The sequence below is a fragment of the Parafrankia elaeagni genome (assembly GCF_000374165.1).
Classification (GTDB): Bacteria; Actinomycetota; Actinomycetes; order Frankiales; family Frankiaceae; genus Parafrankia; species Parafrankia elaeagni.
Genome location: NZ_KB893759.1, coordinates 11,984 through 33,399 on the forward strand (window position 1 = coordinate 11,984; position 21,416 = coordinate 33,399).

At 67.4% G+C, this 21,416-nt stretch carries 14 protein-coding genes and 2 pseudogenes; 10 read left to right on the top strand and 6 right to left on the bottom strand.

Annotated features, from left to right (window positions below; genetic code table 11):
• Window positions 1-184 precede the first annotated feature (184 nt).
• Together B207_RS35600 and B207_RS0125630 are read left to right on the top strand one after the other, a co-directional pair.
• Entirely contained in the window at window positions 185-1,447 is a 1,263-nt protein-coding gene (locus B207_RS35600; RefSeq protein WP_084692325.1) for a helix-turn-helix domain-containing protein, read from the top strand.
• Window positions 1,448-1,457: 10 nt separating this feature from the next.
• Complete coding sequence (locus tag B207_RS0125630; RefSeq protein WP_018639533.1) at window positions 1,458-2,132, top strand: 2'-5' RNA ligase family protein; 675 nt, start codon at window positions 1,458-1,460, stop codon at window positions 2,130-2,132.
• A 451-nt stretch (window positions 2,133-2,583) separates the two neighbouring features.
• Here the strand turns inward: B207_RS0125630 and B207_RS0125635 are convergent, their stop codons facing one another.
• A complete protein-coding gene (locus tag B207_RS0125635) occupies window positions 2,584-2,889 on the bottom strand; it encodes a hypothetical protein (protein WP_018639534.1) in 306 nt (101 codons plus the stop codon).
• A gap of 360 nt (window positions 2,890-3,249) precedes the next feature.
• Between B207_RS0125635 and B207_RS0125645 the strand changes: the two genes are divergently transcribed.
• Window positions 3,250-3,882, top strand: coding sequence for a hypothetical protein (locus B207_RS0125645; protein WP_018639536.1), 633 nt, complete (start codon window positions 3,250-3,252; stop codon window positions 3,880-3,882).
• Window positions 3,883-4,870: 988 nt separating this feature from the next.
• Here B207_RS0125645 and B207_RS0125650 read toward each other — a convergent pair.
• The 4 genes and pseudogenes from B207_RS0125650 to B207_RS42410 all read right to left on the bottom strand — a co-directional run bounded on the left by B207_RS0125650 (window position 4,871) and on the right by B207_RS42410 (window position 13,228).
• Window positions 4,871-5,998 (bottom strand): XRE family transcriptional regulator, encoded by a 1,128-nt coding sequence (locus B207_RS0125650; RefSeq protein WP_326829041.1) that lies wholly within the window; start codon window positions 5,996-5,998, stop codon window positions 4,871-4,873.
• Between the two features lie 55 nt (window positions 5,999-6,053).
• A pseudogene (locus tag B207_RS43165) lies at window positions 6,054-6,223 on the bottom strand (helix-turn-helix domain-containing protein); the annotation flags it as partial.
• A 144-nt stretch (window positions 6,224-6,367) separates the two neighbouring features.
• The gene (locus tag B207_RS38945; RefSeq protein WP_084692326.1) at window positions 6,368-7,288 is read right to left on the bottom strand and encodes a HEAT repeat domain-containing protein; all 921 of its coding nucleotides are present in this window, start codon (window positions 7,286-7,288) and stop codon (window positions 6,368-6,370) included.
• A gap of 102 nt (window positions 7,289-7,390) precedes the next feature.
• Window positions 7,391-13,228, bottom strand: coding sequence for a DNRLRE domain-containing protein (locus tag B207_RS42410; protein WP_268258217.1), 5,838 nt, complete (start codon window positions 13,226-13,228; stop codon window positions 7,391-7,393).
• A gap of 1,095 nt (window positions 13,229-14,323) precedes the next feature.
• On the opposite strand from B207_RS42410, the gene B207_RS37270 reads away from it, so the two are divergent.
• Window positions 14,324-14,923: a transposase gene (locus B207_RS37270; protein WP_018639539.1), complete on the top strand. Its 600-nt coding sequence runs from the start codon at window positions 14,324-14,326 to the stop codon at window positions 14,921-14,923.
• Window positions 14,924-15,255: 332 nt separating this feature from the next.
• Entirely contained in the window at window positions 15,256-16,317 is a 1,062-nt protein-coding gene (locus tag B207_RS35610) for a lytic transglycosylase domain-containing protein (RefSeq protein WP_154675625.1), read from the top strand.
• A 422-nt stretch (window positions 16,318-16,739) separates the two neighbouring features.
• Here B207_RS35610 and B207_RS0125675 read toward each other — a convergent pair whose 3' ends face one another.
• Complete coding sequence (locus B207_RS0125675; RefSeq protein ID WP_035742307.1) at window positions 16,740-17,528, bottom strand: hypothetical protein; 789 nt, start codon at window positions 17,526-17,528, stop codon at window positions 16,740-16,742.
• A 522-nt stretch (window positions 17,529-18,050) separates the two neighbouring features.
• Between B207_RS0125675 and B207_RS0125685 the strand changes: the two genes are divergently transcribed.
• From B207_RS0125685 to B207_RS0125700, 5 genes and pseudogenes are all read left to right on the top strand, one after another.
• The gene (locus tag B207_RS0125685) at window positions 18,051-19,001 is read left to right on the top strand and encodes a TIGR03557 family F420-dependent LLM class oxidoreductase (protein ID WP_026311453.1); all 951 of its coding nucleotides are present in this window, start codon (window positions 18,051-18,053) and stop codon (window positions 18,999-19,001) included.
• 309 nt (window positions 19,002-19,310) lie between these two features.
• Entirely contained in the window at window positions 19,311-19,787 is a 477-nt protein-coding gene (locus B207_RS0125690) for a hypothetical protein (protein ID WP_154675626.1), read from the top strand.
• A 173-nt stretch (window positions 19,788-19,960) separates the two neighbouring features.
• Window positions 19,961-20,534 (top strand): annotated as a pseudogene (locus B207_RS41940) (SDR family NAD(P)-dependent oxidoreductase).
• 78 nt (window positions 20,535-20,612) lie between these two features.
• Window positions 20,613-20,843: a hypothetical protein gene (locus B207_RS41945; protein WP_018639546.1), complete on the top strand. Its 231-nt coding sequence runs from the start codon at window positions 20,613-20,615 to the stop codon at window positions 20,841-20,843.
• A gap of 208 nt (window positions 20,844-21,051) precedes the next feature.
• Window positions 21,052-21,416, top strand: a 365-nt coding sequence (locus B207_RS0125700) for a hemerythrin domain-containing protein (protein WP_018639547.1), incomplete at its 3' end; no start/stop codon positions are given.

Sequence of the window (21,416 nt, forward strand, 5' to 3'; positions counted from 1 at the left end):
GGGTCGGGTCGTGCCCACCGCGGGTCACGTAAATGGAGCGTTCCGTCTCACCTCCGCCGCCCCGGCGTCGCCGGTGTAGGCCGTGAGATAGGCGTGCACGTGAACTACTCGGCGAGCGCCTAGACCACGTGAGGGCCTATTCACACCCCGCACCAGCCCGGCTACTTTCAGGGCTGGAGGTGCCATGCAGGACAACGCATTCGGGCGCGAACTTCGGCGCCGCCGGGAAGCAGCTGGCCTCAATCAGCGCCAGCTGGCAGAGGCCCTCTCGGCCCTTGCATGGGACGAGCTACGGGTGCGCGTCGGCGCCGATGGCAACCTCGTCAGCAGGTGGGAACGAGGAACTGCCGCCCCGCGGCCGCCCTACCCGGACCTGCTTGCCCGCCTATTCCGAGCCACCCCTGAAGAGCTTGGTCTGCGGCCCGGCCTACCTCCGGGCGCCGACAGCAGGGCCGCCGGTGAACCGATCTTCGAACCGACGATGAAGATCCTCGACCGGATGCGCAGAGCCGGCTCCACCAACGTCTCCGACAGCGTCCTCGACCAGCTGGAACGCATGACCAAGGACGCCGTTGGCGAGTACGAGCGGCTCGGCCCGCTGGTGCTGGTGCCGCGGCTGGTGAAGAAACGGGAATGGGTCGACGGGCTGTGTGACGGACGCCAGACCCTCCGCCAGCGTGCCCGCCTGTACGGGGTCGCTGCCCGCCTGTCTGGCCTGCTCGGCTCGCTGGCCGTCGACCGCGGCGACATGGCCGCCGCGCGGGCGTACTGCGACGAGGCATTCCAACTCGCCGACCTCGTCGAAGATGACAACCTGCGCGCGTGGGTGCGCGGCACACAGGCCCTCGCCGAGTACTACGCCGGCGAGTACCGCACCTGCCTCGACCTAGCCGTCGACGGGCTGGAGTACGGCCGTGGAGGGCCACAGGAAGCCCGGCTCCTCGTCCAGGGCCAGGCACGGGCCGCCGGCCGGCTCGGTGACACCCGCACGGTCCTGGCCGCCGTCGACCGGGCGCGGGAGCTGGCCGCCGACTACCCGCCCGGCGCTGTGAGCCCCTGCCTGGCGCTGGACGGCTACTGCTCGGCCCGCATCGACGGGAACGCGGCCACCGCGCTGCTGTCGGCCGGTGATGTGGAGGGCTCCCGCCGGTTCGCGTTCTCCGCGCTCGCCCGGTTCGACGCCGCGGGAATGGCCGGGCCGCGGTCCCTGACCCGGATCGACATCGCCATGACGTTCCTGTCCGCCGGCGAGCCGGACCGGGCCGCCGAGCTCGTCGGACAGGCCCTCACCATCTCCGCGGCACGGCCCATCGCCACCGTGGCGGTGCGCACCGGCCAGTTTCTCGAGGAGGGCCGCCGGTACCTGCCCGCCGCGTCGATGCGCGGCCTGGTCGAGTTGGCCGCCGACTGGGAGAACCCGCCCCGCCCGGCCCTTGCCCGGAGCTAGCGTGCCGCCCATGGCCACACCTGAGCAGGAACATGTCGCGGCGCGCCGTGAGGCGTTCGCCCGCCTGGACCGGATGCGTGATCACTGGTGGTGGCGGCCGGGATGGCAGGTGGGCCGCTCCTTCTACACCTTCCACGTCACCTTCGATGACGCGCCGGAGGTCGCAGAGCTGGCCGGCTACTACCGGGCGGCGCTCGACCTGCCGACCCTCGACCCGGTGCCCGACGAGGGCCTGCACCTGACAATGCAGGGCATCGGCTTCGCCGACGAGGTCGCCGACGGCGATGTGAGCGCCATCGTGGAGGCGGCGCGGTCCCGCGTGGGCGACTTGGCGCCGTTCGACCTGGTGCTCGGCCCGGCGGACGCGGACCCGGAGGCCGTCATGCTCCAGGTCGCGCCCTGGGCTCCGCTCGAGATCCTGCGGGCCGCGGTCCGATCGGCGATCGGTGATGTGTGGGGGGCCGCCCGGGTGCCGGAGCGAGCCGACGGGTTCACGCCCCACGTGTCGGTCGCCTACTCCGGCGCTGATGCCCCCACGGAGCCTCTCCGCCAGCTACTCGCCGGGGCCAAGCCGAGAACGGCGCGGACGAGGGTCACGGCGGTGGAGCTGATCGACCTGAACCGGGACGAGCAGGTGTACCGCTGGTCGACGGTCGCGGCGTTGCCTCTTGGCGTGGGCAGGTGAGCGAGACGACCAGGCCGATGATGCCGGCCGGCTGACCGGCGCAGGCCTGGGTGGCGAGACGGCGGTTGATGCTGCGGTCTGCAACATGACCTGGTTGTCCAACAACCTGGTCAAGAAAGGTCTGGCCGAAGAAGGTTGACCAGGTTGTTGGACAACCAGGTCAAGAAGACTCCGACTCAACGCGCGCCGGGCGCGCCGGGCGCGCTGGGACATGGGACGGGGCCGGCGGATTGGGTGGTTCGACGCCCGCCGGCCCCTGCACATTCCAACCCCACAGAGGGATCAGCACACCCTATCGGCGCCGGTCCGGGGCATGGCGAGGCTAGGCCCCAACGACAGCCGCCGGACTCCGGAGAGGCTGTCTCGGGAGTCCGGCGGGCGGGTGCCCTAGGTGCCTAGGGCGCAGGTCAGGGGCGGTTTCCGGCCCTAGGGGGCCCTAGACCTAGGTCGGTCAGGCCCTAGCGGCGACCGCCTCTCGGAGGGCATCGCGGGTCACGCCGACAGCGTTGGTCGGCTTGCCGCGGATGCCGGGCGCCCACACCTGGTCGTCGACCTGGACGCCGGCCGCGCGTAGGTGCGCGCCGAGCTGCTGCGCCGCCCACGGTGCCGGACCGTCGGGGCCGTCGAGGGTGTACCGGCCGGGCCAGGTCTCGGCGAGCCGGGCCGCCAGAACGGCCAGGTGAACCTTGTCGTCGCGGGCGACCTCGAGAGCGTGACCGAGCAGGACCACCGGGCCGTGGTCGTCGACCTCGACCACCTCTCCGGCTGCCTGGCCGGACAGGGTGCCGGCCGCGGCCCGGAGTGCCCGTGCCCGGTCGGCGACCCGCTCGGCGGCGGGTGCGTCGACGTAGGCGCCGCGGGCGACGAGCGGTCATCCTCGACGCCGGTCAGTAGGCCGGACGTTGCCCTGGAAGAGTTCCTGGCCTAGGCCCTCGTCTGGACCGCGGTGACCCCGACCGCTACCAGCAGCAGAAAGGAGGGCATTCCGGACCCCGCCCAACCCGGACAGGTCAATCCGTGCGTTCCGTACCCAGCTCCTGGGTTACCCCGAGAGAGTCCATCCGTGGCGCGATACCGATACCGCATCGTTACAGGGCGTCCCGGGAAGCTGAAGGACTTGGAGAAGGAGCTCGACGACCTTGGTGAGCAGGGTTGGCGCGTGGTCGGGATGACCGGCCGTTGGCGACCGGTGATCCTCCTGACCCTAAATCTCGACCAGCATGAAAAGGACATGGCGAAGGCCCGACAGGCTGCCGAGAAGGTTCTCCAGGGATCAGATGCGGCGGCAGCTCCGGTCCGCGGGGACGAGTCGGAACCGGAGGCAGAGCCACCGGAACTGACCCCCAAACGGCACCGAGGACTCCGCGAGGCACGAAAAGACCAGGCCAGGATCAGGAAGGTACCCAAGCTGCGCGGGGAGTCGCCCCGCTGGCTTCGACTCGGCGACGTGCTGGACGTCGAACTACAACGGCCCTACGCCGACGAGGACCGGGCGAAGCTGGAGCAGGCCGCCGACATGCTCTTCAACTCCGCTCCCGACCGGTCTGCCGAGGAAACGCCCTCTCGGGTCGACTTCGACCTGACCGGAACACGGCGCCACTACACCGACTCGGCCTTGTGGGTCGCAGCCTGGATACGAGAGGACCTGTCCACCTACGGTGACGCGCAGCAAGCGATCCTCATGGGCGCCATCGAGGCCCTAGAGGCGTACCCGGGGCCTGCCGCGGCACCCGAAGAGACCGACAGGTAGACGGACTCGGACGCCACCAGTTCTGGCACCGCATCCGGCGGAATGCCCGTCTTCCTCACCGGCGAGCACGAGGTGACCGGGTCCCACGCCCGACGCATCGTGTCCGGCCGGCTCGACGCAGGTCACGCCGTGTCACACCGTCATGCCGCCGCCCGGTGCGGGCACTGGTGCGGACATGGTGCGGACACCCGGCCCACTTTCAGGCCCTCGACTACCATCGTCCGCACCCGTCCGTGACCAGAAACCCCATACGTTGCAGGCACTTTCGCCTACTCGCATTCTCGGCCACTCGGCTGGTCGAAGGGTTCGATTCCCGCCACCTCCACCACGATGAGTAACAATGCCCTGACCTGGGCAAATAGGTAAAATCTATGAGATCCGATGCTTGATCGAATAGGAGATGTCCAGGTCGGGGCATTGATCGTTTGGTTCGATTCCCCGAACGTGCCGCAGATCTTGGTTGCGGAGCGTAGTTGCGCGGAGGATTGGTCGGTCAATGGCCGCCGGACTTGTTCTGCGGGGGGACTCTCCGGTTTCGGTGCCGTGATGGAGCTGCTGACTACGGCAGCTGTTTGCCCGCCGCCGTCGCGCTGGTCGCCTTGGATGAAGCGGGGCAGGTAAATGCCGAGGTGCGCCGGGCGAACGAGAACACCTACGTCCGCGAGCTCTACGCGGAGGCCGTCAAGATCCTCAACGACGCCGACTGCGGGATCCATCCGTCTCGCCGGCATCTATGCCTTGGAACGCATCGCCACCGACAGCCCGGCCGACCAGCGCACGGTGGTGGAGGTGCTGTCCGCTCGTCCGCGACCGCAGCACCAACCCGTTACTGCGTCTTCCGGCGCCTGCTGACAGTGATCCTTCAGTTCCGGCCGAGCGTCCCGCGGCGGACATCCGCGCTGCCGTTCAAGTCTTCATACGCCTTCCGGTGGACACGACCATCCCTCGCTCTGACCTTGCTGGTGCGGACCTTACCGGGCCGGTAGTTCTAGACGAGGCGGAGCCGCGGTCGGGTGTCCGTGTCGGTATGGCCGAGTAGCAGGCGGAGTCTGGGAAGGGTGCAGGCGAGTTCCTTGGCGAGGATGGCCTGGGTGAGGCCGTGCTCTTCGGCGAGGGCGTAGGCGCGGTTGAGGAGGATCGGGATCTCACCGGGGTATCCGGCGACGGGGCCGCGGGTGAAGAGGCCGAGTTGCCGGAGTTGGTTGAGGCGCTGGTAGGCGCGCCGGTAGGCCGCGTCCGAGACTGCGCCGACTTCCCGGCAGCGGTAGACCAGGGAGTCGACGGAGACGCCCCACTGTTTGCTGAGCTGGTCGAGAGCGTGCAGGTCGATGCGTGCGGGTAGTTGCGGTGTGATCTCTGCGCTCGGGGTGAGGAGTTCGGCGGCGAACGCGTCGGCTTCCTTCTCCTGGATGGCGTCGCCGGGTGCGGTGTCCGGGTGCAGGAGGAGGTGGCCGAGTTCGTGGGCTGCGGTGAACCGGTGACGGTAGACGTCGTTGGCGCGGTCCGGGGTGAGGACAACGACGGGGCGGGGCAGGTGGGAGGTGGAGAAGGCGTCGACGGTGGCCGTCGCGGTGCCGGCGAACGGGACGAGGGTGACGATCAGGCCGTGGTTCTCCATCGTCCGGACCAGGTGCGAGATCGGTCCGGTGCCTAGGTTCCACGCCTGTCGAAGTGCCCGCGCGGCTCCGGCCGGATCGGTCCCGGCGACGTCGGTGACGACTTCTCCTGCGGAGAAGCCTGGCAGGTCGACCGGGGGTAGCTGGATCCGCTTCTCCAGGGCGTAGGTCAGTTCCCACACCTGTTCGGTGAAGGCGATCGCCTTGTTGCGCTGGCTCACCGGTGTTCGGCGCAGGCTCCGGAAGTGCGCCGCTGAGCTCTCCAGGCGGGCGTAGGGGCGACCGGCGGCGAGGAAGGTGGGCGGCACGTCGAGCACCTCGGCGAGCCGGCCGACGTGGTCCGGGCGCGGCGCGTGGGTTCCCGCTTCCCATTGGCCCACCGCAACCGGGGAGACTCCCATCTGGATGTTGGTGCGGCGGTGCCGCGGCGGCGGGCCCGAGCGGGCCTGCGTCGTCCCCGAACACGCGGTTTTCTGCCTCGGAGGTCGCGGTAGAACCATGTAATTTCCGCTTCCAAGGTTCGAAGTCCTCGCCGCCTTCGTTCGCGATCACACTTGACCGCAGGGCCTGCGCCCCGCCGGTACGCCAGGTCTGCTGCCACGCGTAGGCGGACTTCCTCGAGACCCGCAGCCGCACAGCGATCTGCGGCGGGGACAGACCATCGGCGAACACCGCCGCGGCCCGCAGGGGGACCTGCGCACGGCGGGCAAGTCCGAAGCCGTCAACCCGCCACCATCGGAATACCTCGTATCCCGGGGCTACCCCACGCCCCCAAGGTCACCCCACGGATTCACGGTCGTTAACTTCGCACTCCGCATCCAGTTGTCCGATCAGCAGATCACTTTTCCATCAGGACTGATGGTTGTCGATTATAGTAAGAAAAAATAAAAGCCGTCGCGGAGATGTTTGATGATTTGCGATTTCAGGGCGGCGATGTTCTCGGGGGAAAGTGGTGCGATGGTATCTGGCGAATCCCGTGAGACTTGAGGAAGATATCGCTCGATCCAGAAAACTTCCTCTCCGTCGCGTTTCTTCCAATTTTTTATCATGATGGTGCGTGCTTCAGAGAGTGCGTCAGGGCGCTCTCGGGAATGCTGTGCGATGTAGTTCAATTCGTACTCGATGAGTCGAGTATCGGGGTTCGATTTACGTGCAGCATCGACTCTCAAGCGCTCGAGAATTTGATCTACCGCCCGTGCGTCGCCGACCGACCCCAAAGCCTTGATAACAGCTTCACGAGTGAAGCCATCCGGTCGTATTAGTGCTTCTAGGAGATTCGGCGTGCAGGTAGGGTCGCCACGCATCCCAAGAATACCTAGAGCGCCGCTTCTGACAAACTTATTGGGATGGTTGGTGTACTTACCTACGGTCGCAGCGTCGACGGGACCGGATCCGAACCTCAGCGCACCGATGCAGGTAGCGAGAGTATTGCCTCGGAGCTTCGAAAGCTCAAGTATCAGAGCTCGCTCCCCGGCCTGCCCCCCCAAAACCAGGAGGCCTGATGCCAGTTCAGAGACGCTCGGATGCTGTACGGAGGCTAGCTTGACCAGTATATCAATTGGACAACTTAGGCACGAGCCTACGATCATAGCCCGCATGAGTTCTATCCGTCGAGTGTCGGACTGCTCCACGCTCAGCCTTTGGTAAAGAAGTTCACATGCCCAGGGAGAGCGTGATTTCGCGCTCTGAGCGATCCGGTCGACGAGCATTGCGAATTCTTCGTTTGAGAGTCGCTCCGCAAAGCGCCGCTCGTACCGGGATTTCTCTTCTGGGTCGCTACTCCCAAGCATGGTTACGTGGTCTCCTTTGCATTCCCTGCAGGCATCCCATTACCCTAGAATCGCCCTTTGTCGGGTAATGGGATGCCTACGAAATACGGAAGCTCGGTGGTGCTAGATTACGGCATTAGGATACCATCCGTCTCCGACCTTGTATCGCCACAGTATCCGCGTCCAGCCGTATGTTGCCGCGAGATAATTATCGGCGGCTTGCTGAGAGCGGGTATAGGATGAATTGTTTGCCTTTACTTCAATGATGTAGACCTTTTTAGTCTTGAGATCAACTACCAATAGATCTACAATGCGAAGGGCCCTCTGGCCCCCTCCGATCGGAATATTTTTATAGTGCACCTGCTCTTGCAGTCTGTGAGACGGCCACCTCTTCTTGACGTCCTGGCGGGCGTAAACCATCGCAATGTTTTCTTTTTCCTTGATCGTATATTTGTGATAACCGTTACGATCTTTTATCCATAGAAACCTAAATGCGGGGCATGATACGGAAATTATGAAGCATTTTCCGTTTAGATCGAAGACGTTGTAGGGATCTTGACCTGCGTATTCGTATGGGTTGTTAGAGCCGCCGAAGATGGGGTCGACGGAGAGGAATCGGCCAGTGTGGGGGTTGTAGAGGCGGACTCCCATGAGAACGATGCCGGAGAGCGTGTCGTGGGAGCGTTGTTGGCTACCGAGCCAGCCGTAGCGGGCGTAAGTAGTGGCAGGGGTGTAAGGCTGGCCGAATTCCTGGGTTTCTTGGAAGGTGGCCGGGGCGGTGGCGGCGGTGTCGTCGCCGACGGTGGCGACGATGTCGCCGTGCAGGTTGGTGAGCTGGAGGGTGACGGTTCCGCTGCTGTCCTGGATCGCGGCGAGGCCTCCGCTAAGGCCTTGGACGTTCCTGGTCCAGGTGCCGCCGGTTTGGCCGATCCAGGCCGGGCTGTCCCCGGAGGCAGAGATGTAGTGGTTGGTCCAGGTGGTGGTGCCCTGGGTCCAGGTGCGGATGCGGCGGGCAGTGTCGAGGGTGTAGGTACGGGTGGTGGTGCCCTGGGTTTCGGACGCGATCATGTCGTCGGCGTAGTAGCCGACGGTGAGGGCGCTACCACCGGCGTGGGTAGCGGGCACGGCAGTGGTGCGGCCGAGCAGATCGTAGGTGTAGCCGCTGTCGGTGATGCGGTCGGCTTGGTCGTAGCTGGAACTCAACGAGTAGGTGGGGGTGGTGGAGGTGGAGCAAGTGGGGTTGGGGGCATTGGTGCCGGCGTCGGGGTAGGAGATGTGCTGGGTGCGGTTGTAATCGGCGTCGTAGACGTGGCGGCGGGAGGTGCACAGCAGACTGCCGGTGTCGTTTCGAATGTCGCGGGCTACTCCGAGTCGCCCGGCAGCGTCGTACAGATATTCACGGGCGCCGCTGGGGGATTCGATGACACGACCCTGGCCATAGATGTTGTCGATCTGGGTGAAGGTGAGCCAGGTCGAGGCACCCTTGGTATAGGTGAGGCTGGTGGGGCGGCCAGTGCTGTTGTAGCGGGTGGTGGCGACGATCCCGTTCGGGTATGTCTGGGAAGTCGGTTTCCCGTCGCCGTCGTGAGTGGCGGTGAAGACGGAGGGGGCGGTTCCTGCGCCGATGTCGAGGCTGGTGACGAGACCGCGGTGTTCGGTGGCATTGTCGTAGGTATAGGTGTAGGTGCCCTTGCCGTCGTTGACCGTGGAGACCTTGCCATCGGTGTTGTAGGTGGTGCTGGTGGTGTTGCCGTCAGCGTCGGTCTGCGAGGTGATCTGCCCCCAGGTGTCATAACCGGTGGTCAGGGTGATGCTGTCCGCAGTCGCTGTGGTCTGCAAGCCTGTGGTGGTGCTGTAGCCGTAGGTGGTCGTGGGAACCGCGGCGCCGCCGTTGGCGGCGGGGCTGACCGCGAGTGCCAGCGAGGTCTTCCGTCCGGCTGCGTCGTAGGTGTAGTTGGTGGTGCGGGTGGTGGTGCCACCGGAGGTGACGGTCTCGGCCTTGGTGAGGGGCTGGTTGAGGTTGTCGTAGGTGTAGGTGATGACCGGCAGCGGGTTTCCGGAAGTGGGCTGGGCGGCGGGGCCGGTCGAGCAGGTCAGCCCGGCCCATGAGGCGTTGATGCAGCCGCCGGAGCCGTTAGGGGTGAAGTAGGAGAAGACAGTGGTGAACGCGTCGGTGCCGGCGGTGTTTGCCTTCGGCTGGCGAACTTCGAGGGGCTGGCCGGCGGTGTTGTAGTAGATGGCGCGGACAATATCGGGAGAGGCCCCGCCGCCCATCCAGGTCGTGACAGTGGTGGGCTTACGCAGGGTCCAGCCGGAGGTGGCGATATCCGCGCCGGTCTTCGCGGCGTAGCCGTTGATGGTTTTACGGGGGTCCACCTCAGCGCTGCCGGTGTAGGCAGTGGTCGTCACAGTGGTGGGTAGCCAGTACGGATCCGCCGAGGGCGGAGCACCCTGGTCATAATCAGTATGGACGTGCTGGCGCACTGAGGACCGGACACCGTCGTTGCTAATGTAGCGGTGTTTGGGTCCGTAAGCATCGACAGGCGCGATGCCTTCCGCACTGTAGATGGTGTCGGTATCGAGGAGTTGAGCACGGGCGGCAGAGTCGGTGAGGGCGGCGACGGTGGGGTCGGTGTCGGCAGTGGGGGTCAGTGCCTGGTTCCGGTTCTCCGCGGGCAGTTCACGGATGACGTTGCCGAACGTGTCGTATTCGGTGGTGGTGACCTGCCAGGCGCCGGCGCCGTAGGCAGCGGTGTTAACGGCCCGGCCGTCGCTGTTCAGATAGGTGATGTCGGCGTAGGGCCAGTCGGTGGCGGTCGGCGGGCTGGCGGGGGCGTGGCTGGCGGGAAACACTGCGGTGCCCCAAGCCGGCAGATCCTGCTGGCCCCAGTCGTCAACCCGACCCGGGGACATGTCGACGGGTGCCGAGGAGCCCGACAACGGCACACCGTAGGCGATCCTGCTTGTGGCGGTTCCCGCCCCGACGGGGCGGGGCCGGCTGACAGTGATGAGTCGACCGAAACTGTCATAGTCAAACCCCCAGGTCTCCTGGCCGGGGGGAATGTAGCCCTGGATGCGGCCTTGAGCGTTATACCAGTAGAGGGTGGCGAGGTGTTTTCCACCCGAGGTGTCGAGGCGGGGGTCCCACTCGGCGCGGAGATGGCCGGTGGTGTCGTAGCTGTAGCGGGCGACCTCGACAGGGGCGGCGCCGTTTAGGCTCATGGAGATGGAGGTGAGCTGGCCGGTGTAGTTACCCCAGTCAGTCGAACTTCCACCGCTGCCAGTGGCTGTGGTGCTGGCAGCGTAGGTGAGGGCGAGGGCGCGACAGCCGGAGCCGAGGGTGCCGGAGCAGTCAACGCCCTCGGGGACGGGGCCGAGGATGCGGGTGACCCGACCCTGAGCGTCAGTGGTGAAGGTGGAGGTGGTGTTGGAGCCGAGTTCTTCGATGCGGTCGACGACCCAGAGGGTGGAGCCACTGACGGTCTTGGCATACCAGATGGTCTTGGTGCCGCTGGCATCGGTATGGGTGAATTTGGTGGCGGAGTCCTTGATGAGTGTGGAGCCGTCGGCGGCGGTGTCGGTGACGCCGGTGTATTGGTAGGGGTAGCCGCCGGTGCCGCTGCGGGTGTAGACGGAGGGGGCGCCTTCTGGTGAGGTAAGGCTGACGTAGCCGCTGGTAGCAGTGTTGTCTTTCAGTGTGCGTTCGGCGGCGCCAGTGTCAGGGCCGGCAATGTTTGAGGTCCACCCGGGGCCGAAGATGCCGGTGGGGTCGGTGGTGGCGGCTGGTGGGGTGAGGGTGGTCAGGGTGCGGCCGACGGTGAGGGAACCGGTATAGGTCGGTATGGAGGCGTCGGTGGCAGACAGTGCGTAGTCGCCTGTGAGGAGAGCGACGGAGCCTGGGCCGACTGCGCTGACCTCATGGGTGTCGCTGAATGCATTGCGGGTGAACTGGATGGTGGTCGCGTCCGTGCAGGTGACGATAGCTGCGGTGGTGCGGAAGCAGGCCTGGATCTGGATGGGTCCGTCGGAGCCGCCGCCAAGGGTGCCCGCGATGTTCCAGATCTGGTTGTCGAAGGTGCCTGCGCCGTTGCGGGGGACGGGCCAGGTGGGGTGGTTGGTGGTGCCCTGGGTGGTGGTTTCGGCAGTGGGGACGTCGGTCCAGGCGGTGGAGGGGTTGGCGCCGACCCGGTAACGGTAGGTCACCGAGACCTGTGATGAGGGTGCTTCGCCGCGGAGGGTCGCGAATCGTTGGGTGCGGGACTGCTCCTCGGGGGACGCCAGTGCGGCGTTGCCGACGCCGAAGGGGTAGGAGATGACGGGGGAGAGGTTGCCGGCGGTGTCGAGGGTGCGCAGGTAGAAGGTGTGCAGGCCCTCGTCGGTGGTCAGCGACGCGCTGGTGGTGGCGGTCGTCGAGGTCGTGGGTGAGGGTTCGTCGAGGCCGTAGAGGAAGCCTGCGGTATCACCGCCGGGTGAGGTCCAGGTGAAGGTGCCTGAGGTGGCGCTGGCCCAGCCGCCGGAGGGCCAGGCGGTGGAGGCGAGGGCGGTGGGGGTGGCGGGGGCGGTGGTGTCGATGGTGAAGGGGATCCAGGTGGACCAGTTCTGGGAGTAGTCGGTGCCGTCGTAGGCGCGGACTCGCCACTGGTAGCTGGTGCCGTTCGTCAGCAGCCCGGAGGGGACGGTCCAGGTCGCTTCGCTGTTCTGGGCGACGAACCCGCTGGAGCCCTGGGTGATTTTGGTGGTGCCGGCGGAGTTCCACACCTCGAAGTCCAGCCGCAGGGTGCCGCCGTCCGCGTCGGTCGCGGAGCCGGCGAGCCGTGGGGTGGTCGAGTTCGTCAGCACCGTGGGTGGGGTGCCGCCGCACTGGGTTGAGCAGGGTGAGGTCGACCGGGTGCCGACGGTGGAGGGGTAGGAGTTGTAGGTGGTCTCGATCCGGGGCGGGGTGGTGGTGTCCCCGGAGGCGAAGAACTTGTACGGCTCCCACAGCACCTCGTCCGGAGCGCGCAAGGTCAACGTCTCCGGGGAGGGTGTGCTGTTGGTGGCCCAGGCCTGCGCGAGGCCGGTGATGTCCAACGAGACGTCGCCGGAGCCGCAGAAGCCGCCGGCGTTGAAGGTGGTGTCGGACCAGTTGATCCCGTCGGCGGTGGGCTGGGTGTTCCAGGTGGTGCCGGAGGACAGGGCGGCGGAGCCCTGGACGACCATGCGTTGGGGGGTGCAGGTGTAGGAGCCGGCCTGGGTGAGTTTGAGGGCGGCGGCGGTGACGTGCTTGCCGTCGATGCCTGTGGTGTCGAACCGCAGGAACGACCGGTGCACCGGCCCGATCCCGTTGCCGACGCGCAGGTATTCATAGGTGTCGTAGTTCGTGGTGGCCGAGGTGCTGACGACGTCGGTGTCGAGGTTGTCGGGCAGGACCGCGGCCGGGTCGATGGTGACCGGGTACTGCCGGTCCTTGGCGGTCAGCCAGGCCTTGTCCGGGCGCAGGGTCAGCGCCGGGGTGGCGGTGGTGGGGCGTTCGAGGGTGGCGTCGACGGTGCGGGTCCGGTCGGGCAGGCCGGTCTTGGGGTCGACGTGGGCGTCCCACATCAGCGGGGTGGGGGACCGGGCGGCGAGCTTTCCATCGGCGGACAGCCGTAGTTCACCGCCCGGGGTGCGTTCGGCGGTCACGCCTTTGAGTCGTAGGGGCAGGTTGAGGGCGGCCTGGGCGGCGGCGGGGGTGTGGGCGACGATCTGGACGTCGTAGCCGGTCGGGGTGACCTTGACCCGCAGGTCGGTGTCCTTCGCCACCCCCTTGTACAGGGCGACGTTGTTCTTCAGGTCCGGTGCGGGCAGAGCGGTCGGCCAGGTGAACGCGACGTCGCGGTCGCCGTCGGTCAGCGTGGCGACGTCCGCGCCTGGCTTCCCGCCGCCGGCGGACAGGGCGATGGTCGCCTTGATGGCCTTGGGGAGGACCTTGCCGTCGACCACGGTGAGGGTGGTGTCGACGGGCTGCCAGTGGCCGTCGCGCTGGACCCGTACCACCCCGGAGGCCGACTCGACGGTGATGGAGCCGTTCGGGTTGACCAGGGTGCGGGTCGTCTCGGTGGTCAGGGAGGTGACTTCGATGCGGCGCTGTTCCGCGCGTGCGGCGAGCTGCGCGGTGACCAGGTCGGGACGTTCGGCCGGTCCGACCGGTGCCTGCGGCGCGTCCCTCTCGGTGTCGGCCGGTGCGGCGGACGCCGGTCTCACCGTGGGGAGGAACTGGGTGATGGTGGCCGCCAGCAGCGCGACCAGCAGAACGGACAGAGAACGGATGATTGACCTGCGACGACGTACGGGGAGCACCCGCATAACGCCAACTCCGATCCACCAGGAGGCCCTTCTCAGGGCGCGCGGAACTGGCGCGGCCCTGTAGGGAAATAGGGGCCGCGCCAGATCGTCGAAAATGGCAGAACCGAAACCTTGGACGCAAACGAAGACCAACGATCAACAGCCCAAAGCCACTACACGCTGTAACTGGAGGGTTGATGTGACGGCAGCTTCGACTACTTTGCGTGATAGAACTTGGGGGCCCGTAACGGGACATACTTGCACCGAACCCGCGAGATCCGTCGGCGAGATGTGGGTCTTCTGTAGTGAAACCTGATGCACTTCGTAGGCGATGTCGGATCGGACACACACAAGTGCGTTACCTTGTGGAAACAAAACGAGAGTATTTCCAGAGGCCTGATCCGCCTGCGAAGAGGTCGGGTACGTCGCGCAACTCCGATCTCAGGCACGCCGTACCCCCACTGTCCTGGATCCACACCGTCAGCGAGAGGTGTGGCGGAGCGCCACCATGCTGGGGGCACCCGGCTGCGGCTGGCAGTTGCGTAGCGTCACCCCCGTCGGTCTGCCGGCCGGCGAACCGCAGCTGCGGGCAGTAGGGAACTTTCTTTCGCCGATTGGCTGACGTGCCATTCGGTTCGTGCCATAGTCCTATCTTGGATCTTTGCGGGGGCGATCCTTCTTTTCGGCCTGCGGAATGTACCGCTGCCGCCTTCGCGATCTGCGCAGTGTCGCGCGCCCAAGGAAGAGTCATGAATGGCGGCGACGCCGTCCTTTCACCTCGACGTCGAGGCAGATCTGGTGTTTTTCGAAGCCCGGCGCTTCCGCGCGCCGTCGACCGCTCAACAGCCCGCCGACAGCGCACAGGAGCAGATCGCCGTGATCCGTCCGACCAGGTACCCGCCGCCGTTCCGAGCCCGCGCGATCGCCTACGTCGCCCACATCAGAGACGACCACCGGTCCACCTGGCAGGCCATCAAGACCGTCTCCGCGGCGCTCGGCGTCAGCACCGAAACGCTCCGCAGGTGGGTCCGCCACGCGGACACGGCACCAGACCGGCAGGGGCAGACACGCCGCCAACACGCCGACCTCAGACACCTGCAGGAACAGAACACCCGACTACGCCGCGAGCTACACCTGCTGCGGACCACCGGCACCAGCCCCGCACCACACCTGGCAGCCGACCCGACCACGCAGGCCACACCACCAGCACCTGCGCCAACACCCCCACAGCCGACGAGGGTGCGCCGACCCGGACCCACCGTCACCATTCCGGAGCAGCAACCAGCTGAGCCGCCAGCGGTCAGCATCCCCCGCCCGGCCACACCGCAGACCGCCGGCGACAGCCAGACATGAGCAGGACGGCAACCCGACACCAGCGCCCCCGAACGGCACCGGCCACGCTCTCCTACACCCAGCCCCTCCCACCAGCCTGCACCCCTCCCGCGACACACGGCCGACACCGGCGAACCTCCCACGCCACCTCCCGGCACCGCCGCCGTAGCCGCCGGCCCGCCCACCGGAGGCGAAGCACCGGCCTCGTCCGCCGCGGGTTGATCCGCACCGCGCTCCTGCCAGCGGTGCTTGCCACGGGCCTGCTGCTGTTCTGCACCGCGGCCGGCCCCCGCACCCTCACCGAGCAGTCCGACACAGGCGGCACTAGGCCGGTCCGGCCCGGCAGCTGAACGATGCCCGCGCTCGTGCCCGCCGACAGCGGGGACACCTCAGCAGCTACTACCGTCCCCACCCTCCAGGTCCTAGCCGACAGCGCCGTCTCACCCGCGACCACCACGGCCAGCACGATCACCCTGACCGCCACCGACCGCGGAATCCCCGCACGCATGCTGGCCGCCTACCAGCAGACCGCCGACGATCTCGCCCGCGACGTTCCCGGCTGCCACCTACCCTGGGAACTCCTCGCCGCCATCGGCAAAGTCGAATCCGGCCACGCCCACGGCCACCCGATCACCGCCGACGGCACCATCACCCGCCCCATCCTCGGCCCCGCCCTCAACGGCACCGCCGGTGTCGCCCTCATCCGCGACACCGACCACGGCACCCTCGACCACGACACGGTCTACGACCGGGCCGTCGGCCCCCTGCAGTTCATCCCCACCACCTGGACCAGCGCCGGCCGCGACGGCAACCATGACGGACGCCGCGACCCCCACAACATCCACGACGCCACCCTCGCCGCCGGCCACTACCTGTGCGCCCACGGCCGCGACCTCACCCACCCCGACCAGCTCCGCGCCGCGATCCTCGCCTACAACCCCTCGAACAGCTACCTGCGCACCGTCCTCACCTGGATGAACGGCTACCAGCAGAACAGCCCCACCGCCGTACCCGACACCCCTACCCCGTCGACATCCCCAACCACCGACCCGCCCGCCGCGTCCACCTCACCCGCGCACCCGCCGACGACAGAACCGGCACGTTCCCCGGATCCCGACCTGCCAGCGCCGGCTTTTTCTCCCACCCCGAGGGTCGTTCCCGGGGTCACAATCATTCCGCTCACCCCACGGACACCAGACCCGACACCACCAACCACGCCGTCGGCAGCGCCAACCACTCCCACCCCACCCGTCGCACCGAGCCCGCCGGCCACCCCGCCGTCGGTTACATCGCAGTCACCTTCCCCATCGGCCCCCGAGGTGTCACCGTCGACGACCGGCAACGGACTCGACGAGCCGCCGCCGCCGATCGAGGGCCAAGACGGCGAGCCAACCGCCACAGAGTTGACCGGGTGACCGCGGAGACACCTACCGCCGCGCCACGCGGGGGATCCGACTGACTGGACCGGGTCGGCGCTCCGCAGATGTGGATCGTGGGCGGCCGGCGCGGTCCGACTGCCGACGTTCAGCGCGACCCAGTGCACAGTGCCAGACCGAGGAGATGTCGAGGCTGCGCCGACTGTAGGCCGAGATCCTCAACCGGGTCCAGCCTGCGCGCGCCGTCCAGCCGGCGCCGACAGGGGCACCCGCCTCACGGCCAGCGGCCCAGTCTGCGCGGCTGATCGCATCAGCCGAGGCATCTCCTCCGCTACGACCGCGACCACACCGACGCGGCCCGGTCGACCAGCGAACCGCGTAAATGGCCCTTGCGCGGTTCGGAGCCCTGCTCGCACCGTGGGGCGCTCGCCAGCCATCCTGCGGCTCCCGAGCCGATGCGCCTACTCGGTGTCGATGGTGGGCGGCTGACTGTCGACGGCGGCCCCGGTGTCTCGGCGTATATGCGTGACCAGGGTGCGCGCGGTGCCCGTGCCGATGTGAAGTCGTTTGCGGAGCGTCTCGGCGGAGATGGGGCGCTGGTAGTGCTGCCAGTGGAGGACGTCTTCGGCGCGTGCGCGGTGGAGGAGGTCTTGCCGGCGTGCTTCCCGTTCGGTCTGACGTGATGTGGAGTCTGCTGTCTTCTGTCGGTGTTGGGTCGGCGGGGGTGGTGTTTCTGATGCCCGCGAGGGGTCTGTCCTCGTCGTTTCGATCGATGGGTGAAGGGCGACGGGTGAGGAGGTGGTCTGGATGGCTTGGAGGAGACCGGGCCCGACCTCTGCCCATCCGATAAGTAGAAGGGGGCCGACGGCGTCGAAGGCTGCTCTGCCGTAGTGGCCGGAGATGAGGGGTTCGGCGATGTTGAGGGCGAGGGTTACAACGCTGGCGAAGATCAGTAGGCGTCGGGCGGTGCGAATGACGTCGGCAGGCCCGCCGTGCAGGGTGAGGTGGCGCGCGCCGAGGAGGAGTCCGATGACGGAGAGATCGACTGCGGGTGCCACGAGGATCGCGACGTAGGTCGGGACCCCGAGGCGGATGCCGAGTGTGGCGACGTTGCCCAGCCCGAAGAGGAAGGTGAGCCCGACGACGGTTCCGACGATCACTGTGACCATGCGGGCGGTGCCGTTCGGACCCACCAGGTCTATGGAACGTGTGTTCGATCCGGCTGGCGAGGTTGCTGGCCGGGCGCTCACTGGGCATCGTCCCTGGTCAGGAACCTCGTGGAGACCGGTCGGACGGTGATCTCGGGACCCTGAACCAAGATCAGGCGGTTCTTATTGTGTTGCGTCAGGTCCACCACGATGCGTAACGATGCCCTGACCTGGGTAAATAGGTAAGATCTATGAGATCTGATGGTTGATCGAATAGAAGACGCCCAGGTCGGGGCATTGATCGTCTGGTTCGATTCCCCGAACGTGCCGGCGGACCCCGATTGCGGAGCGTAGTTGCGGAGGGCCGTGCGGAGGAGCCGGAACTCGCGCGGTCATGATCCAGAAGATCCCGAGATGACGGTGCGCGAGTTGTTTCGGGGCTTGCCTTCATCTCGCGGGACGTGTGACGGCCTACACCCAGGGCGGGGCTCTGTCTGCACTGCCGTCTGGCGCGGTGCTACCCCGCCGGGTTGCCGTGCGGTGTGTCCGGCTGGCACGTAGGTGCCCCGTAGCTTCTTGGGAGGCGAGGGGAGTGTCGGCTCTCTGCTGGGGTAGGCGGTGCTCGTGACTGACTTCGGCCTATTTCTGTCCGGGGAGGAGCTGAGCCCTCCGGAGATCGTCCGTTACGCCCAGGCGGCCGAGACAGCCGGGTTCGACCGGGTCTGGGTGTCCGACCACTACCATCCGTGGCAGTCGAGTCAGGGCGAGAGCCCGTTTGTCTGGGCGGTGCTCGGCGCGATCGCATCCACTACTGGCCTGCGTATGACTACGGCCGTGACCTGCCCGACGTTCCGGATCCATCCTGCGGTGCTGGCTCAGGCGACGGCGACGGTGACCGCACTCGCCCCCGGTCGGTTCACGTTCGGTGTGGGCTCGGGCGAGGCGCTCAACGAGCACATTCTGGGTGATGCGTGGCCGCCGGTCAGTGTCCGCCTCGAGCGGCTGGAGGAGGCGATCGAGGTCATCCGCCGTTTGTGGACCGGTGAGACCGTGACGCATCAGGGTCGGTACTTCACCGTGCACAACGCCCGGATCTGGAGCCTTCCCGAAACGCCGCCGCCGATCTTCATCAGCGGGTTCGGCGTGGAGTCGACCGAGCTCGCCGCTCGCGTCGGGGACGGGTGGATCACCGTCCAGCCCGACGCGGACGGGCTCCGGCGCTACCGGAAGAGCGGGGGAGCGGGCCGTACCCAGGCGGGTGCCAAGATCTGCTGGGCGCCGACCGAGAAGGAGGCTGCTGAGACGGCCTACCGCCTGTGGGGGTTCGAAGGTGTCGGCGGCCAAGCCGCCCAGGACCTGCCAATGTGGCACACCTTCGAGGCCCTCACCGAAGCGGGCAGCCCGGAGAAGACCGCGAGCGCGGTGGCCTGTGGGCCAAACGCCCAGCGCGCCGCCGAATCGATCCAGGCCTACGTCGACGCCGGATTCGACGAGGTCTACATCTCCCAGATGGGCCCGGATCAGGAAGGCGGCATCCGCTTCCTGGCCGAGGAGGTCCTCCCTCTGCTCCGATAGGCCGCCACAGGGCGCGAGCCGGCAGCCGCGCCTTCTCGCCCGAATGATCTGGTCGGAGAGGCCGGATCGCCGCACGGCGACTCCTATGCGGCGGTTCTGCGGTCACGGCTGCCTATCGCCGGATCAAGGTCAGCGGTTCAGCCAGCTCCCAGTCGCATGTGCCGGGCGTCGTGGTGCCGGGGCTCTGTCTGTCGGCAACGTGCACGGTCACGTTTACGGCTCCGGCTTCTGAACAGACCTCGGTCAGATCTGGTTCCGTCCGGGCCCTGATCCGGCAGGCCGATGTGGGAGCAGGACGAGGAGTTCTTGATGAAGACGCAGATCCGGAACAGGCCCGACTCGGGGCGTCGCAAGGGTCGGGTGCGCCGGTCGGCGCTGCTGCTCAGCGCAGGGGTCGGGCTCGGGATCGCGGGCAAGCGCCTCGCGGACCGGCGTGACTCCGGTCAGGGGCCAGGCGGCGAACCGTCCCTCACGGAAGCGAACGCCCCAGCCCCGGGCGCCCCCGCCGACCCCGGCGACGCACCCGCCAGGGCGGTGGGAACCAACCCGACCGCCGTTTCGGCTGAGGAGTGGACCGTGGCCGCCGTCAGCACCAGCGACCCGGTGTCGGCACTGCGGTTCGGTGAGCAGCCGGGCCTGCTTGCGACCGAGGATGCCGCCAGCGCACCCGACGAGCGCCTTTCCGCAAACACCAGTTTCGCGAACGAGGTCATGGGGCGGGACCGCCCCGGCCGGCTCGACAACGAACGGGACGACCCACCGCGGCACCCCCTGAAAGGCCAATGATCATCAGTGTGCCCGGATGCGGGGCTGTCTGGCGCCGGTACCTGGTGAGAAGGATGAGTGAGGAATACGAACGAGACCGTTGGACGAGCAGGTCGTGGTGGTCGTCGGGGCGTCCAGCGGCATCGGTCGGGCGGCCGCGCTCACCTTCGCCCGTCGCGCGGGGCGCGGGTGGTATGCGCGCGGCCCGCGGCATCGCTGCCCTGCATGCCCTGACCGGCGAGATCGCCGGCGAGGTCGGTACCGGGCGCGCTCTCGCCGTGCCGACCGACATCGCGAACCCGGAGGGCGCCCGTGCGCTCGCCGCCAGCGCCGAGCGGACCTTCGGCCGTGTCGATACGTGGGTGAACGCCGCCGCCGTCAGTGTCTGGGGCCGGGTCGAGGAGATCACCGACGCCGAGTTCGAGCAGGTCCTGCGCATCAACGTGCTGGGGCAGATCTACGGGGCGAAGGCGGCGCTGCCCGCGCTGCGGCGGGCCGGTGGTGGCGTCCTGATCGGCATCTCCTCGCGCGATGCCGCTGCACAGCGGCTATGCGGCCAGCAAGTGGGCGGTGCGCGGCTTCTACGACAGCCTGCGGGTGGAACTCGCCCAGGAAGGCACTCCGATCGCGATCACCACCGTGCTGCCCCCTCCGTCGACACGCCCTTCTCTGCTCACGCCCGCAGCCGGATCGGTGGACGTCCCAAGCCGCCACCGCCGGTGTACGCGCCGGAGGTCGTCGCCGACGCGATCGTGCGGGCGGCCGTGAGGCCAAGCCGAGAGGTGCTCGTCGGCGGGGCCGCGATGGCCGCATCGCTGAGCGTCCGGCTGTCACCGGCACTCAGCGATGCGGCTGCTCTCGCTGCGCCGGACCGGCGTCGAATCGCTGCGGGAGGAGCGCCCGGCCGAGCCGTCCGACATCGTCGACCAGCCCGGCCCCGGCCCGGGACGGATCGACGGCGGCTATCCGGGCAGGGTGCTGCGCCACAGCCTCCTCACCTCGCTGCTCGGCGTGCCCCGCCGCCCCGTCGAGCTGCTGACAACCGTCGTCGGCCGCCTCCATCGCGGGCCGCATTGACCATCATCGGCCACATCGTGATCGCGAAGAGGGTCATGAGTCGCACTGTTCATCCACCGGACGTTTCACCCGGAGACGTGTGGGGATCTGCGTCCCTAGCACCCGTTCCCGCCAGTCGTCATCGGCGGCGCTCGGGGCGGACGACCGGAGAGGAAGGGCGGGGGACGGCCGCGCGAAGCTCACCTCGTCGAGATTCGGAGGATCTGAAATGTCGACGGACGCCATCGTGCTCCTGAAGGAAGATCACAGAGAGATTAAGGCTGCGTTCAGGCGTTTCCAGGAGACGGGGAAGAATGCCCACGCCACGAAGGGCAGGCTTGTCGAGAAAATCATCGAGCTGCTCACGGTGCACACCTACACCGAGAACGAGGTCATGTATCCGGAGGTGCGTGGCCTGCTGCCGGCGCTGGAGGGCGACATCCTCGAATCGTACGAGGAGCATCATGTCGTAGACCTCCTTGTCATGGAGCTGGCCGCGCTCCCGCCGGAGGCAGAGCGTTTCGATGCCAAGACGGCAGTTCTGATTGAGAACGTGGAACACCACATCGACGAGGAAGAGCAGGAGTGGTTTCC